General features: G+C 72.2%; 10 protein-coding genes and 1 pseudogene. 7 read left to right on the top strand and 4 right to left on the bottom strand.

Annotated elements, in window-relative coordinates; all coding sequences use genetic code 11:
- Positions 1 to 61: 61 nt before the first annotated feature.
- The gene (locus JIX55_RS29460) at positions 62 to 589 is read left to right on the top strand and encodes a hypothetical protein (RefSeq protein ID WP_257566281.1); all 528 of its coding nucleotides are present in this window, start codon (positions 62 to 64) and stop codon (positions 587 to 589) included.
- A gap of 130 nt (positions 590 to 719) precedes the next feature.
- Positions 720 to 1,280: a DUF4232 domain-containing protein gene (locus tag JIX55_RS29455; protein ID WP_257566280.1), complete on the top strand. Its 561-nt coding sequence runs from the start codon at positions 720 to 722 to the stop codon at positions 1,278 to 1,280.
- A 38-nt stretch (positions 1,281 to 1,318) separates the two neighbouring features.
- Here JIX55_RS29455 and JIX55_RS29450 read toward each other — a convergent pair whose 3' ends face one another.
- Positions 1,319 to 2,509: a DUF2786 domain-containing protein gene (locus JIX55_RS29450; RefSeq protein WP_257566279.1), complete on the bottom strand. Its 1,191-nt coding sequence runs from the start codon at positions 2,507 to 2,509 to the stop codon at positions 1,319 to 1,321.
- 331 nt (positions 2,510 to 2,840) lie between these two features.
- Between JIX55_RS29450 and JIX55_RS29445 the strand changes: the two are divergent.
- The 3 genes and pseudogenes from JIX55_RS29445 to JIX55_RS29435 form a co-directional block, all read left to right on the top strand.
- Positions 2,841 to 3,605, top strand: a pseudogene (locus tag JIX55_RS29445) (ABC transporter ATP-binding protein); the annotation flags it as partial.
- A 173-nt stretch (positions 3,606 to 3,778) separates the two neighbouring features.
- Positions 3,779 to 5,926, top strand: coding sequence for an ABC transporter permease (locus JIX55_RS29440; protein WP_257566277.1), 2,148 nt, complete (start codon positions 3,779 to 3,781; stop codon positions 5,924 to 5,926).
- Positions 5,927 to 6,211: 285 nt separating this feature from the next.
- Positions 6,212 to 6,940 (top strand): Clp protease N-terminal domain-containing protein, encoded by a 729-nt coding sequence (locus JIX55_RS29435; protein ID WP_257566276.1) that lies wholly within the window; start codon positions 6,212 to 6,214, stop codon positions 6,938 to 6,940.
- A 342-nt stretch (positions 6,941 to 7,282) separates the two neighbouring features.
- On the opposite strand, the gene JIX55_RS29430 is transcribed toward JIX55_RS29435, so the two are convergent.
- Together JIX55_RS29430 and JIX55_RS29425 are read right to left on the bottom strand one after the other, a co-directional pair.
- Positions 7,283 to 8,296, bottom strand: a complete 1,014-nt coding sequence (locus JIX55_RS29430) for an ABC transporter permease (protein ID WP_257566275.1) — start codon at positions 8,294 to 8,296, stop codon at positions 7,283 to 7,285.
- Between the two features lie 40 nt (positions 8,297 to 8,336).
- Positions 8,337 to 9,317, bottom strand: a complete 981-nt coding sequence (locus tag JIX55_RS29425; protein WP_443046727.1) for a substrate-binding domain-containing protein — start codon at positions 9,315 to 9,317, stop codon at positions 8,337 to 8,339.
- A 349-nt stretch (positions 9,318 to 9,666) separates the two neighbouring features.
- Between JIX55_RS29425 and JIX55_RS29420 the strand changes: the two genes are divergently transcribed.
- Positions 9,667 to 10,428, top strand: coding sequence for an ATP-binding cassette domain-containing protein (locus JIX55_RS29420; RefSeq protein ID WP_257566273.1), 762 nt, complete (start codon positions 9,667 to 9,669; stop codon positions 10,426 to 10,428).
- Between the two features lie 107 nt (positions 10,429 to 10,535).
- Positions 10,536 to 12,242, top strand: coding sequence for a bifunctional 3'-5' exonuclease/DNA polymerase (locus JIX55_RS29415; protein ID WP_257566272.1), 1,707 nt, complete (start codon positions 10,536 to 10,538; stop codon positions 12,240 to 12,242).
- Between the two features lie 19 nt (positions 12,243 to 12,261).
- Here JIX55_RS29415 and JIX55_RS29410 read toward each other — a convergent pair whose 3' ends face one another.
- Positions 12,262 to 15,477 (bottom strand): BTAD domain-containing putative transcriptional regulator, encoded by a 3,216-nt coding sequence (locus JIX55_RS29410; protein ID WP_443046556.1) that lies wholly within the window; start codon positions 15,475 to 15,477, stop codon positions 12,262 to 12,264.
- Between the last annotated feature and the right edge of the window lie 39 nt (positions 15,478 to 15,516).

Raw genomic sequence — 15,516 nt, 5'->3', positions numbered from 1 at the left:
CGATGTCGCCGCGGCGACCGGATCCGGCCACACCTTTGGGAGACCTCCAGTGACTACGGCGATGACGGCAAGGCCCGCGATCAGGGCGACCTTCGCGCGCCGCCGCATCCGCGTCGCGGCCGCGGCGGCCGGTCTCGCGGCCGCGCTCGTGCTGACCGGGTGCAGCAGCGGTGACGACGGCGAGTCCGAGGCCGAGGAGTCGTCGGCCGCCCCGACGGCGACGGAGAGCGCGGACGGCGACGACTCCGGGGACTCCTCCGGCGCCAAGACCGAGTTGCAGGGCAACTGGCTGGCCACGACCGGCGGCAAGCCGGTGGCCCTGTTCGTCAACGGTGACGAGGTCGCCGTCTTCGTGGGCACCTCGGTGTGCAGCGGCAAGGTCTCCGACACGGCGAACATGCGGATGATCAGCCTCAAGTGCCAGGACGGCAGCGACGACCGCACCGAGGGCATGGTGGACGAGGCCAGCTCCAAGTCCCTCACGATCACGTGGGAGGGCGGCGTCGGCGAGGAGACGTTCCAGAAGGCCGAGGGGTCGCTGCCGTCGGGGCTGCCGACGGATCTGCCGACGGCGAGCGCCGGGTCGTAGAACGGGTCTACGGCGAGCCGCTGATCGTAGATGATGTGCCGGGCGGGCCACGGAACCTCCGGGTTTCGCGGCCCGTTCGCACGTTCACACGACCACCGGCTGAGACAGCCATGAACCTCACGGGAACTCCATGCGCACCGCTCCGACCGCCATCGCCGCCGCTCTCCTCGCCGCCCTCACGCTGACCGCGTGCAGCAGCGACGACGGGGACGATGGGGGCGACGACGGCAAGACCAGCGCCGCCACCGCCGAGAGCGGGAAGGGGGCCGCCTGCACGGCCGAGCAGGCCGGCTTCGAGGTCGGGCCCAGCAGTGCCGCCCCGGCCGCGGGCGACGAGGGCGCCGTGCCGGTCACCGTCACCAACAACAGCGGCGCCGCCTGCACCCTGAAGGGCACCGCCGGGGTCGATCTGTTCGCCGGCAACATGTCCTGGGCGCTCCAGCCGCAGGAGGGCGCCTCCCAGGAGAGCGAAGTGACGCTGGAGGACGGCCAGTCGATGACCTTCACGATCTCGTACGTGCGCGGGGTCGCCGGTGACACGGCGAAGAGCGCCGACGTGGACGAGCTGAAGTTCACCCTGCCCGGAGACAGCAAGGTCAACAGCTTACAGTGGCCGGATCCCGAGGTCGCGGTCAAGTCCGAGAGCACGCTGGACGCGACGGTGGGCCCGTTCCTGCGGGCGGGCGACTGAGCCGACGGGGCGGCTCCCCGGTCACCACTGCTCCCCGGTCACGACGGCAGCCGGGGCCGCGCCCTGACCTGGGCGCGGTCCGCCGCCTCCGCGCCCTGCTGCCAGCCGGCCGCGTCGCTGACGCCTCGTACGCGGGTGGTGACCGTGTCCGGGAACATACGGGTGAACTGCTCGTGGACGGCGACGTCGCGGGCGGCGAGGACGGGCAGCAGGTCCGGGGCGGCTGCCCCTTCCGGGCCGGCCCCCTCGGTCTCCGCCTCCGCGACCTGGGCCTCGGCGACCGCCGCCAACCGGTCCCCTATGCGGTGGGCGTAGGCGGCCAGGAAGGACTGCCGGAAGGTCTTGGTCCGTTTGCGGCCGCCCTTGCGCTGGGCGGCCTCCGCCTTGGTCATGGCGGTGGTGGCCTGGACGAGGAGGGAGGTGTGGAGCAGTTCGACGGCTTCCAGGTCGGCCTCGAAACCGACGACCGTGGAGAAGCCGAGGGCCTCGTTCCAGACGGCCTCGCAGCGGTTGGCCCGGGCCACGGCGTCGAGGAGCACCGCCTTCGCGGTCTCGTACGGCGGGTCGACGCCGATCCGGCAGGCGCCGGGGGCGTTCTTGCTGTGTGTCCGGGCCGCCAGCAGCGCCTCGTCGATGCTGTGCCGCGCCATCAGCTCCTGCGCCTTCGCGCTCAGCGCCTCCGCCTCCTCCGGGAACTCGGTGGCCTCCGCCTTGGCGAGGAGGGCGCGGATACGGGCGAGCATGCGGGACTCGGGGTGGTGCCGGGTGCTCGCACCGGTTTCCTGGGGGCGGTCCAGGGGTTCGAGGGTGGGGAGGCGCAGGAGGAGGCGGTACAGCTCCAGAGCGGCGGTGGCGTGCGAGAAACGGTCCGTGCGGGTGGGGTGCGCGGCGAGATCCTTGATCTCGTCGAGCTGGGCCGCCCAGCGGGGACTCGGTGACTGCCGTTTCCCGCCCGCTTGCTCGTACCCGTGCTCGTGCTCCTCGATGATGAGCCGCGCGAGGAGCCGTACGTGCTCGTCCTCCCGCTCGCGCCGCACGAACCGTACGACGTCGGCGGGCTGCCAGCCGCGCCGCCAGGCCCCGGCGACGAACTCCCGTCCGCGGCGGGCGAGTTCCGCGTCCGCCGCCGGGTCGGCGGCGAGCAGGGAGGCGCCGGTGTCGAGGGCGGCGTCGGTGTCGGCGTAGAGGGCCGCCTCGAAGGCGCGGTCCACCGTGCTGGTCGTACTCACGTGTTCGATCGTGTCATGCGGTCCACCCTGCTGGTCGTACTCACGTGTTCGATCGTGTCATGGCGTGAGTGGGGTGGGTGGGGTTCGGAGCTGTGGCTGCTGGGGTGAACTGAAGTGGGTTCTGGTGAGCGGGAGTGAGTTCCGGTGGTCTTTGTGCGCCTTGCTCATCGCGTCCGTCTTTCGGGAGAGAACTGGCGTTCCTGTGCGCATGAGTCCTGGCAACAAGACTCACTCCCGCTCAGTCTTCAGGAACGGTGGTAGGGCCGGCCATACCTCCGGGACGCCCTCCAGTGGTCGTGTGCGGGCGGGGCGTGGACGGTTCGCTTGGGACATGACCACGACAGAGGCAGCAGAGAGCACGGCGACAGAGGCAGGAGAGACGGGGTTCGCGGCCGTACGGGTACGGGGCCTGCGGCGTTCGTACGGGGAGGTCGTCGCCCTCGACGGGGTGGACCTCGACTTCGGGGCGGGGACCTTCACGGCGGTGATGGGGCCGTCGGGGTCGGGGAAGTCGACGCTGTTGCAGTGTGCGGCGGGGCTGGACCGGCCGTCGGACGGGACGGTGCGGGTCGACGGGGTGGAGCTGGCCGGGCTGAGCGAGCGGCGGCTGACGCTGCTGCGACGGGAGCGGATCGGTTTCGTGTTCCAGGCCTTCAATCTGCTCCCGTCCCTGACCGCCGCGCAGAACGTCGCCCTGCCGCTGCGGCTCGCCGGGCGGCGGCCCTCGCGAGGGGCGGTGCGCCAGGCCCTTGCCCGGGTGGGGCTTGCCGAGCGGGCCGGACATCGGCCGGCCCAGCTGTCCGGCGGGCAGCAGCAACGGGTCGCGCTGGCCCGGGCCTTGATCACCCGCCCGGCGGTCCTCTTCGGTGACGAGCCGACCGGGGCGCTGGACACCACGACCAGCCGTGAGGTGCTCTGCCTGCTGCGGGAGTTGGTGGACCGGGAGGGCCAGACCACGGTCATGGTCACGCACGACCCGGTGGCCGCGTCGTACGCGGACCGGGTGGTGTTTCTCGTCGACGGGCGGGTGAGCGGGGAGTTGGTACGGCCGTCGGTGGAGGGGGTGGCGGCGTGCATGGCGGGGTTGGAGGGGGCGGCTGTGGCCGTTCCGGCCGAGGGGACGGCCGGAACGGCCGGGACCGCTGGGACCGGCGGGACCGGCGGGACCGGCGGGACCGCTAGGACCGCTAGGACCGCCGGGACCGCCGGGAGGACCAGGACCGCCGGGAGGACCTGGACCGGCGGTAACGGGATCACCGGAGGTGTGACGTGCTGACCTTGTCGTCGTTGCGTACGCGGTGGGCGGCGCTGGTCGGGTCGTTCGTCGCCGTGGCGTTGGGGGTCGGGGTGATGACGGCCATGGGCCTCGGGCTCGCCGCGACGCTCGACCCGCCCGCGCGGGAGCCGGAGCGCTTCGCCTCCTCCCCCGTCGTGGTGGCGGGCCCGGACCGGCTCACGGTGGAGGTGCGGCGGGGACCGGGCACGGCGCGGGTGTCGCAGAAACTGGCACGTCCACATCCTGTGGACAGCCGGCTACTGGCCGAGCTGCGGGAACTGGGGCCGGTGGCGACGGACGGGGCGGGCGGAGCTGCGGCCCTGGACGCGGTCGGGGTCGACGCGCCCGTCGCGGACGTACGGGCGGTGGTCGGTGACCGGGCGCGCGTGCTGACCGGTGACGCGCGGCGGCAGGTGGATCCGTCCTACGAGCGGGACGCGGAGGCGCTGGTCGCCGTCAACTCGCTGCTGGGAACGGCGGCCGGGGTCACCACCTTCGTGTCGGTCTTCGTGACGGCGTCGACGTTCGCCTTCGTGGTGGCCCTGCGGAGACGGGAGTTCGGGCTGTTGCGGATGGCGGGCGCGACGCCCGGTCAGGTGCGGCGGCTGCTGCTCGGGGAGGCCCTGGCGGTCGGGGTCGTGGCGTCCGGGGCCGGGTGTGCGCTGGGGGCGTGGGGAGCGCCTTCGCTACTACGGGAGTTGGTGGCCGGCGGGGTGGCGCCGACATGGTTCGCGGTGCCGGATGCGGTGGTGTGGCCGTACCACGTGGCCTTCTGGACGGGGGTGTCGGTGGCGTTCGCCGGGGCGTGGGCGGCGGCGCGGCGGGCCGGGCGGATCGGCCCGGTCGAGGCGTTGCGCGAGGCGTCCGTGGACACGGGGGTGCTGCCGCGTTCGCGCCGGGTCATCGGCTTCGCCCTGCTGGCGGGCGGACTCGGGCTGCTGGCCTGGAAGTTGGGGACCGATCCCGCCGAACTGCTGAAGCGGAAGACGTACACCACCCAGCCGATGCTCCTGATCACGGCGGCGGCCGCACTCGCACCGCTGCTCGTCCGTCCGGTCGTACGGCTGGTGGGGGCGGGGCTGCCCGGGGCCGGCGGGCTGCTGATCCGCGAGAACGCGGCCACGTCCGTACGCCGTACCGCCGCTGTGGCGGCACCTGTGCTGGTGACCGTCGCGCTGGCCGGTTCGCTGCTGGGGTCCGCCGGGACGGTGGCGGAGGCGAAGGGCGCGGAGGCGCAGGCGCGGACTCGGGCGGACTTCGTGGTCACGGGTGAGGTGGGTGACGCGCTGCGGGCGGACGCGGCGAGGTCCGTGGACGGGGTGACCACGGCCGGGTCGGCTTCCACCGCCGTGTATGTGGTGGAGGAGGGGAGCGCGCTCGTGCGGTCGGACGCGCGGGCGGTGACGGATGTGGCGGCCTTCGCGTCGGTGTCACGGCTGCCGGTGGTCGCCGGTGACGTGCGCGATCTCGACGACCGGTCGATCGTCGTGAACGAGGAGTGGGAGCGGCACGAGGTGGGGCGGTCCGTGCGGGTGTGGCTCGGGGACGGGCGTCCGGTACGGCTGCGGATCGCGGCCGTGCTCGCACAGGGCACCGGGGACAACGGGGCGTATGTGACGGCCGCGAACGCCGGTGGGGCGGTGGTGGACCGTGTCGACGTACGGGTGGGGCGCGGGGCGGACCGGACGGCGGTCGCGGCGGCGTTGGAGGGGGCCGGCGGGACGGTCCGGTCGGCCGAGGAGTGGCTCGCGGCGAACCGTCCCGGCACCAAGGCGCACACCCGGCTCGGGTTTCTCGTGGTGCTGGGGATCGCCCTCGTGTACGCGGGGATCTCGCTGGCCGGGACGCTGCTGATGGCCACGTCTGCACGGGGCGCGGAGCTGCGGTCGCTGCGGCTGGCGGGGGCCACTCGGGGGCAGGTACTCGGTGTTGTGGCGGGTGAAGCGCTGGTCGCGGTCGTGGTGGGGGTGGTGCTGGGAGCGGCCGTCACTGCGGTGAACCTGGCGGGGGTGGTGGGTGCGTTGGGGGTGTTGTCGGCGCCGGTGGGGGTGGTGGTGCCGTGGGATGTGGTCGGGGGGTGCGTGGGGGTGTGCGGCGTGGTGGCTGTGGTTGCGGTCGTGGGGGCGGTGGGGCGGCGGTGAGGTGGGGGCGCCATCCGGGTTGGGAGTGTGTGGTGTGTGGGGGGTGCGGGTGAGGGTGGGTGGCTGGTGCGGGTGAGGGTGGGTGGCTGGTGCGGGTGAGGGTGGGTGGCTGGTGCGGGTGAGTGGGTGGCGGGGGCGCGGCCGGGCCTCGGTGGAGTCGCCGGGGCACAGCCGGGAAACGGCGTTGCCCCTGGCCGCCTCACGCTGCGACAGCCCCCAAGTGAGGGGAACCAGGGGTGTCAACTCGGGGTTGACACCCCTGCACTGTCAACCTATGGTTGACACATGACGACGAACCCGCGTGCCACCACGTCCATCCGTCTCGACGAACTCATCGACGCCATCAAGAAGGTCCACCCGGAACCCCTCGACCAGCTCCAGGACGCGGTGATCGCCGCGGACCACCTCGGTGACGTGGCCGACCATCTGATCGGCCACTTCGTGGACCAGGCCCGGCGTTCGGGCGCGTCCTGGACGGAGATCGGCAAGAGCATGGGGGTGACCCGGCAGGCGGCGCAGAAGCGGTTCGTGCCGAAGGCCGAGGCGGACCTCGACCCCAGCCAGGGGTTCAGCCGCTTCACCCCGCGGGCCCGGAACGTGGTCATGGCCGCGCACAACGAGGCCAAGACCGCCGGAAACACCGAGATGGTGCCCGCCCACCTCGCCCTCGGGGTCCTCGCCGAGCCGGAGGGGCTCGGCGCGAAGGCGATCGTCGCGCAGGGCGTCGCCCCCGAGGCGGTACGCCAGGCCGCCACCGCCGTCCTCCCGCCGACCTCCCCCGAGGTCCCCGAACTCATCCCCTACAACTCCGACGCCAAGAAGGTCCTCGAACTCACCTTCCGCGAGGCCCTCCGCCTCGGCCACAACTACATCGGCACGGAGCACATCCTGCTCGCGCTGCTGGAGTTCGAGAACGGCCAGGGCGTACTGAGCGGCCTGGGCGTGACCAAGCAGGCCACGGAGGCCGACGTGGCTCGGGCGCTGCAGGCGATCGTGGAGGGACAGGGTCAGTGAGAGGAGAGCGCTCACTGCACCTTGCGGTGTCGCTCTCGACCGAAGACCTGCGGACGCCGAGCGGTCGCGGACGCCCGCTGCTCAGCCTCCGCGACCGCAGGGCGGAGGATCTTCCGGGCCACGGCCGGATTCCCGGCCACCGTGAAGAACTCCGGTGCGACCACGGCGCCATCACCACCACCGCAGGCGGCACGAAGATCAAGTGCCCGTGCAGCTCGAACGCATGGCGCTGGATCCACATGGGCCGGCGCGCCTCGGACCGTTGGTGATGGGGTCGCCGGACGCGGCGGGACGTGGGCGAACGCGACCAGCCGTCGGTCGACGAGGGGTCGCGCGTCGGTGTCAGCGTGTGCTGCCTCTGCGAAGGACCTTGTCGACGCCGACCGCGACGACGACGAGGGTTCCGGTCGCGACGTCCTGGTAGAGGCTGTCGATACCCGCCTGGGTGAGGCCGGAGCGGAGCACGGTGACGATCAGTGTTCCGATGAGGGTCCCGGCGACGCTTCCCCGGCCGCCGAAGAGGCTGGTTCCGCCGATGACGACGGCGGTGATGCTCTCCAGATTCGCTGTCTGGTACGAGTTGGGATCGGCGTTGGGGATGCGGCCGAGGGCCTGCCAGGCGGCGATGCCGTAGAGGAGGCCGGCGGTGACGTAGACCGACAGGACCGTGCGCCGCACATTGATGCCGGTCAGGCGGGCGGACTCGGATGCGTTGCCGACGGCGTAGATGTGCCGGCCCCAGGCCGTCTTGTTGAGCACGTACAAGAAGAACGCGTACAGCCCCACGAGCAGGAACGTCCCCCAGGTGACGAGGACGCCACCGAGGTCGACGCCGTTCCCCCAGAAGACCAGCACGTCGTTGGTCACCGGATAACTGCGGGAGTCCGAGTAGAGCCTGCTCACGGCGTAGACGACGGTCAGGGCCCCCAGAGTCACGATGAAGGAGGGCAGGCCCAGTCTGGCCACGAGCAGGCCGTTGACGAGCCCGAGGCAGGTCGCCACGGCCAGGCCGAGCAGCAGCGCCGCCGCCACGCTCTCCCCTTCGAAGACGAGCTTGGCCATGACGATCGTGCTCAAGACCGCGATGGCCCCGTTCGCCAGGTCGATGCCCGCGGTGAGGATGATCAGGGACTGGCCCAGCGCCAGCGTGCCGATCACGATGGACTGCTGAAGTACCAGTGAGAGGTTGTCCGGTGCCAGGAACGTGTCCGTCGTGACCGAGAAGACGAGGATGGCGATGGCCAGGGCAGCGAGGGGGCCGACGGTCGGTGTGCGCAGGGCGTACCGCAACTTGTCCCGCAGCGCGGCGCCCGGCTCGCTGTCGGCGGCGGGACTGTTGGTGCCGGGAGATCCCATGATCCGTTACTGATCCCTTCGCCCGGTCGGCGCCCAGAGGTCACCCCCAGCAGCGCTGGAGTCCCCAGTCCGTGTTCTTGGACGCCAGTCCCCGCACCGGCTTGTCGGTGATGAGTTCGGTGCCTGTGTCCGTGAAGCCGGACGGTTTCTTCCCGTTCCTCGCGAAGTCGGTGACCGCGGCCACCCCCTGCTCGGCCATCCTGACCGGGAACTGCATGACGGTGGCCGCGTACTTACCGGCTCTGACGTCGCGCACGCCGTCGCATCCGCCGTCGATGGAGCCGATGGTCACCTGCCGGGTGAGGCCGCGTGCGGCAAGGGCCGTGTAGGCGCCGTCGGCCACCGGTTCGTTGATGGTGTAGACCGAGTTCACGTCGTTCGTGCGCTGCAGCAGGTTCTCCATCGCGGTCTGCGCCCGGTTGCGGTCGCCGTTGGTGATCGCCTGTCCGCGGATCGCCGGCGAGTTCTCCTTGATCCCGAAGCCGCTGAGGAAGCCGTCGTGACGGTGCCGGCTGACCGTGGAACCCTCCGTGCCGTCGAGCATGAACAGCTGGGGTGCCCGGTCGGCGAGCACGGCCCTGACGTAGGCGCCCTGGAGGCGTCCGGCCTTGAAGTTGTCGGTCGCGTACGTGGCGTCCGCCGCGTCCGCCGGGTCCGTCGCGGTGTCCAGCGCGATCACCAGGATGCCCTGCCGACGGGCCTCCGCGATGGCGCCCAGGATCCCCGTCGTGTTCGACGGTGTGATCAGGATTCCCTGCACATCGCGGGCGATGAGACTCTCCACCGCGGCGACCTGGCCCTCGTTGTCACCGTCGAACTTGCCGGACAGGGCGATGAGCTCGGCGTCGCTCTTCTGCGCCGCGTCCGCGGCGGCCTTGCGCATGGCCACGAAGAACGGATTGGTCTCGGTCTTGGTCACCAGGCCGATCGTGATCCTCCCCGTCCCGTCGCCTCCCGTGGAGTTCTGGCTCCCGCCGCAGGCGGTGGCGCCGACCAGGAATATGCCCACCAGGAGGAGCATCGCCCCCCGCCGGGGACACCGTGGCCGACTGCGCTTACGGACGGTGTGGTGGTGTGCCATCGGTGACACCCTCCTCCGGCCGGGGCCGGGGTCTCGGAAGACCCCGCCATCTACACCATGCGCCAAGATTGTTACGAAATATTGCAATGTGCCACTTCGGCACCTCCCTCGCAGTCTCATCAGGTTTCGTCCACTCTGCGTTGCGTACGTCCCCATTGAGGCGAAAGATGATGACCGGAACAGGGAGAGCCCCTGGCCCTGTGAGCGAGGTGGCCGGGCTCACCTGTGGTCGGGGCTCCACCGAAGCCGCGCGGCGTCACCGCTGTCGCGCGGAGAAGGTGAGGTTCGCGTGACTGGACCGCCCCTGCTCGCGCTGCGCGGAATCTCCAAGCGGTTCGGCGCCGTCCAGGCCCTCAAGGACGTCAACCTGGTGGTCCACGAAGGTGAGGTCGTCGCCCTTCTGGGGGAAAACGGTGCCGGAAAGTCCACCCTCGTCAAGGTCATCGCAGGTGTCGCCCCCGCCGACAAGGGCGTCATCGAATGGGAGGGCCGGGCCGTCCAGGTCAGGACCCCCCGGATCGCCCGGCGCCTGGGCATCGAGACCGTGTACCAGAACCTGGCGTTGTGCGACAACCTCGGTGTTGCCGAGAACCTCTTCCTCGGGCGGGAGCGGCGCTGCCCCGGTGTCCGGGGCCGTCTGTTGCGGTTGATGGACACCGGCGGCATGCGCAGGGAGGCACGCGGGCAGCTCGACGCACTTGGCATCCGCGTCCCCGATGTACGTGCTCCGGTCGCTTCACTGTCCGCGGGCCAGCGACAGACCGTCGCGATCTCCCGCGCGCTCCTGGGCCGCCCGAAGGTCGTCCTTCTGGATGAGCCCACCGCGGCGCTCGGCATCCCCCAGGTCAACCACGTCCTCGACCTCGTCGACGAGCTCCGTGAACAGGGCATCGGGGTGATCCTCGTCAGTCACAATCTCGGAGACGTCAAGGCTGTCGCGGACGAGGCGGCGGTGCTGCGGCTCGGCTGCAACAACGGCTTCTTCCATGTGCCGACCACCCTGCAGGAAAGGATCTTCTCCGCCATCGTCGGCGCCGCGAGCAACCCCTGAGTCCTGACTACCGCCAGGTCGTTCGGAACTCGCGCAGCAACTCACGAGGGCCGGCCCGCTCCCGCGGCTCCCGCTCGTTGTCAGACCCCCCTGCCACACTCGCACCCATGACCGACCGGTGGGCGCTCGCGACGACCGAGGACGGCGGCGTGGAGATCGCCCCCCTCGGAGTGGATGGCGTGCTCGCGGGGCCGGTGACCTGGGAGCCGGACCTCGCGGGGGCGGTGCGGCGGCGGGGTCCGGAGGTGGGGCGGTGGGTGTGGCGGGCCACCGGCGAGGTGTATCCGCGGCTGCTCGCCGAGGGCATCCGTGTGGAGCGGTGTTATGACATCGAGGACGCCGAGAGTCTGCTCCTCGGGCACGAGGGGCGGCTCGGGGAGCCCCGGTCCGCGGCTGCCGCCCTCGCCCGGTTGCGTCATGCTCCGGTCCCGCCGGATCCGCCCCTCCGCTCGGCCGAGCCGGGTGCTCAGCCGTCCCTCTTCGAGCCCCGGCCGGTTCACGTTCCCCTCGCCGACCTCGTCGAGGTCTACGCGGACCAGCAGCGGCGGCATGATGCCACCGCCCATCCGGACCGGATGCGTCTGCTGACCGCCGCCGAGTCGGCGGGCATGCTCGTCGCCGCCGAGATGAACCGGGTGGGGATGCCGTGGCGGGCCGATGTGCACCGGGAGGTGCTGCACGAGCTGCTCGGGGAGCGGTACGCGGGGCGTGGTGAGCCGCGTCGGCTGGCCGAGCTGGCCGATGAGGTGTCCCAGGCTTTCGGGCGGCGGGTGCGGCCCGATCTGCCCGCCGATGTCGTGAAGGCCTTCGGGCAGGCAGGGGTCCGCATTCGTTCCACCCGCCGCTGGGAGATCGAGTCGCTCGACCACCCGGCGGTGAAGCCTCTCCTCGCGTACAAGCGGCTGTATCGGATCTGGGTCGCCCACGGGTGGTCCTGGCTGCAGGACTGGGTGCGGGACGGGCGGTTCCGGCCCGAGTTCCTCGCGCACGGCACCGTCACCGGGCGGTGGGTCACCAACGGCGGGGGCGCGCTCCAGATCCCCAAGGTGATCCGCCGCGCCTGTGTCGCGGACCCCGGCTGGCGGCTCGTCGTCGCCGACGCCGACCAGATGGAGCCCCGGGTGCTCGCGGCCATCTCCCGCGACCCCGGGCTCATGGAGGTCGCGGGGCGGGCGACCGACCTCTACCAGTCCGTCTCCGACCGGGCCTTCGCCGGGGATCGGGCGCAGGCGAAGCTCGCCGTGCTGGGTGCGGTGTACGGACAGACCTCCGGGGACGGGCTCAAGAACCTCGCCGCGCTGCGCCGCCGGTTCCCCAGAGCCGTGCAGTATGTCGACGACGCGGCCCGCGCGGGCGAGGAGGGGCGGCTCGTACGGACCTGGCTCGGACGTACGTGCCCACCGGCGGCCGGTGCCTCCGACGCGGCCACCGAGGAGGCGGGTATCCCCCAGGCCGACAGCGGCCTCGACCCCCAGGAACAAGGGCAGGCGAACGAGTGGGTGCCCGGGTACGCCTCCACCAACTCCCGTGCCCGTGGCCGCTTCGCCCGCAACTTCGTCGTCCAGGGCAGCGCCGCCGACTGGACCCTGCTTCTCCTCGCCGCCCTCCGCCGCGCCCTCGTCGGCATGGCCGCCGAGCTGGTCTTCTTCCAGCACGACGAGGTGATCGTGCACTGTCCGGCGGAGGAGGCCGAGGCCGTCGTGGCGGCCATCCACGAGGCGTCGGAGTTGTCGGGGCGGCTGACGTTCGGGGAGACGCCGGTGCGTTTTCCGTTCACGACGGCGGTGGTGGAGTGTTATGCCGACGCGAAGTGACGACCGTCCCACAACTGTCTCATTCGCGGTCCTTCAGGATTTCCCTCAGCTCCCCCGCCACCGCCGAGTCCGTGCCGTCCAGGATCGCCAGGGCGCGCTCCCACTCCCCGTACGCCTCCTCGGTGCGGCCCCGTGCCCGCAGCAGCAGGCCCCGTTGGTGACGGGCGAGGCCGACGGTGTACTGGTCGGCGCGGTGTTCGGCGAGGTCGAGGAGGAGGGCGCACTCGTGGGAGGCGCGGTCCGGTCGGCCCAGTTCGCGCAGGGCCCGTACCAGGCCGAGGCGGGTCTGGGACTCGCCCTGCCAGTCCTCGTCGTCGCCGAGGACGCGCAGGCTCTGCTCGAAGCTGCGTACGGCGGCGGCCGGTTCACCGAGGCGGAGGCGGGCATAGCCGATGTTGCAGTGCGCGGTGTGCCGTACGACGACGCTGTCGGCCACCTCGCCGAGGGCCAGGCTCCGCTCGTGGTGGGCGATGGCGGCCCGCGCGTCGGTGTGCTTGTACAGGTTGCCGAGGTGGCTGAAGGTCACCGCCTCGCCGTACGGGTCGCCGAGCTGCCGGGACAGCTCCAGGCTCTGCCGCAGCGTCTCCTCGCTCTCCTCGTACCGGCCGAGGCTCTCCAGTACGAGCCCCCGGTTGTTCAGGCACCTCCGTACACAGGACACGACTCCGAGCCGCCGCCACAGCTTCAGGCCCTCGTCGTTGAGGGCGAGCGCCTCCGAGATCCGGCCGGACATGAAGTGCAGACCCGCCCGGTCGGTCAGCGCGAACGCCTCGGCCTCGTCGTCCCCGAGCGACCGCGCCATGTCCAGGGCCACCCGCCCGAGGACGTCCAATTCGGCGAGCCGGCCGCCTCGGTGCAGATACGGGAAGAGGTGGCGGACGAGGGCGGGTACGAGCGCCGCGGTGGCGTTACCTGTGCCGTCCGCGCTGCCGCCGTCTGCGTCTTCCTTCACGGCTCCGGCTCCGCCGGGCTCGCGGGAGCGGCGTTCCACCAGGGCGACGATGTTGGGGAGTTCGCGGTCGCCCCAGGCGAAGGCCTCCTCCGCCGAGACGAAGGGCGGCTCCATGGGGTGCGGCTCCGCCGGGGTCGCCTGCGTACGGAGACGTTCGTCGCGTTCGTACCCCGGTGGGAGCATCACGAGCAGACTCTGGCGGGCGCGTCCGGCGTACCAGCGGAGGGCCTGCTCGACGGCCTCGGAGGTGTCGGCCGTGTCGGCGAGTTCGCGGGCGAAGTGACGCACGAGGTCGTGGGGTACGTACCGGCCGTACGTCGTCTCCTCCAGGAGGGCCACGTCGACGAGGCGGTCGAGGGCGGTCTCCGCGCGGAACTCGTCGGTGCCGGTGAGGCGGGCGAGGAGGGGTGCGCCGTACGCGGGCAGGTCGAGGGCGCCGATGCGCTGGAGGACGTGGGCCGCGTCGCGGTCGGCCTCGCGGTCGGAGGCGCGCAGGGCGTCGTGGGCGACGGCAAGGGAGCGGCGGACGCTCAGGTCGTCGTATTCGAGGTGGTACAACCTCCCTTCCGTGGCCGCCAGTTGGCCGGCCAGCGCGTCCGGTGTGAGCGCGCGACGTGCGGCGAGGCGGGCCGCGACGACGCGGAGGGCGAGCGGGAGCCGGCCGGTGAGTTCGACCAGGGGGTGCGCGGCGTCCAGGCCCGCCGCACGGCCCGACGCGGCCCGCAGCAGGGCCGCGCTCTCGCCGTCCGACAGCGGGGCGAGCGGGAAGCGGTGGGCGCCGTCCAGTGCGGTCAGCGGCGAACGGCTCGTCACGATGACCGCGCATCCGGCGCCGGCCGGAAGCAGCGGACGTACCTGGGCGGCGTGGGCGGCGTCGTCCAGCACCATGAGTGTGCGGGTCGGTGCGAGCGTCGAGCGGAGCAGCGCGGCGGCCGCGTCGGGGTGTTCGGGGATGCGGCGTGGGGCTGTGCCCAGGTCTCGGAGCAGGGAGGCGAGGGCCTGGGCGGGGGTGAGGGGGGTCATGCCCGGGGTGGCGCCGTGCAGGTTGATGTACAGCTGGCCGTCGGGGAAGTGCTCGGAGAGTTCGTGGGCGAGGTGGAGGGCGAGGGCGCTTTTGCCTACGCCGGCCATGCCGCTGATGACGACCGTGACGGTCCCCTTCGGAAGGGCCGGGCGCCTGTGAGCTCGGGGGGAGCTGTGGTTCGGCGGGTGCGGGTCGTCGGTGGCCGGTCGCGCGGTTCCCGGCGCGCCTGACGGGGCGCCCGTGACCAGGTCGAGTACGTCGCGCAGCTCTGCCAGCACCTCTCCCCTGCCGGTGAAATGGGCGGGTGGAGGCGGTAGTTGGGCCGGGCGCAGTGGGGGTTCGATGGGTGGGGCCGCGGTCGACGTCGCCGGGGGCTCGTCGTCGTGGTCCCGCAGGATCTCCAGGTGGGCGTCGCGTACGGCGGGGCCCGGTTCCACGCCGAGTTCGTCGAGGAGGCGGGCCCGGAGGTCGCGGTGGACGGCCAGGGCCTCGGCCTGACGGCCGGTGCGGTGGAGGACCAGCATGAGGAGCCGGTGGAAGGCCTCGCGAAGGGGGTGTTCGGCTACGAGGGCGGCGAGTTCGGGGGCGAGGGCGCCGAGCGCGTCCGCTCCCGCGTGCGCCTTCGCGCCGGCCGCGCCGTCCGCGCCCTGCGCCTCCGCCTCCGCCGCAAGGTGGAGTTCGGCGTCGTACCGTCGCTCCAGGAGCAACAGCCGTGCCTCCTCCAGCCGTTGGACGAAGGCCTGGGCGCGGAACTCCGCCAACGGCAGGCCGCCGAGCGGGGTCCCCCGCCAGAGGGCGAGTGCGGCGGTCGACTCGCGGATCGTGCGGGCCCAGTCGCGTTCGGCGTGGGCGGTGCGGGCGGCGCGGGCGTGGGTCTCGAAGACGCGGACGTCCAACTCGCCCTCGTCGACGCGCAGGAGATAGCCCGGCGGGGTCGCGCGCAGGCGTTCGGGGTCGTCCAGCAGTCTGCGCAGCCGGGTCACATGGTTCTGCAGGGATGCCTGCGCGGACGGCGGTGGCGTCCCCTCCCACAGCACGTCCTTCAGGGTGTCCACGGAGACGACCCGCCCGGGTTCGAGCAGCAGCGCGACGAACAGGGCGCGCATCTTGCCGCTGCCGACGGGCCGTACGGCACAACCGGAGCCACCACCCGAACGACCACGAGAGTCCCCGGCCAAGGCCCCTGCCTCCCCGGCCTCGTACAGAACCGGCGGACCGAGCAGTCCGAAGCGCAGTCCGAACCGCAGCCCGTCCCGCATAGAACCGCCCGCTGCCTTCCCGCACCGTCGTTCCGGGGC

It is taken from the genome of Streptomyces sp. DSM 40750 (assembly GCF_024612035.1).
In the GTDB taxonomy this organism is placed as follows: domain Bacteria; phylum Actinomycetota; class Actinomycetes; order Streptomycetales; family Streptomycetaceae; genus Streptomyces.
Note: the sequence above shows the minus strand (reverse complement) of the source record. Positions and strands in the feature narration are given on the sequence as shown.

Excerpts from the sequence above, each read along its gene's own strand:
- JIX55_RS29415 (WP_257566272.1), top strand. The coding sequence starts at position 10,536 with ATGACCGACCGGTGGGCGCTCGCGACGACCGAGGACGGCGGCGTGGAG.
- JIX55_RS29435 (WP_257566276.1), top strand. The coding sequence starts at position 6,212 with ATGACGACGAACCCGCGTGCCACCACGTCCATCCGTCTCGACGAACTC.
- JIX55_RS29410 (WP_443046556.1), bottom strand. The coding sequence starts at position 15,477 with ATGCGGGACGGGCTGCGGTTCGGACTGCGCTTCGGACTGCTCGGTCCG.
- JIX55_RS29460 (WP_257566281.1), top strand. The coding sequence starts at position 62 with ATGACGGCAAGGCCCGCGATCAGGGCGACCTTCGCGCGCCGCCGCATC.
- JIX55_RS29455 (WP_257566280.1), top strand. The coding sequence starts at position 720 with ATGCGCACCGCTCCGACCGCCATCGCCGCCGCTCTCCTCGCCGCCCTC.
- JIX55_RS29425 (WP_443046727.1), bottom strand. The coding sequence starts at position 9,317 with ATGCTCCTCCTGGTGGGCATATTCCTGGTCGGCGCCACCGCCTGCGGC.
- JIX55_RS29430 (WP_257566275.1), bottom strand. The coding sequence starts at position 8,296 with ATGGGATCTCCCGGCACCAACAGTCCCGCCGCCGACAGCGAGCCGGGC.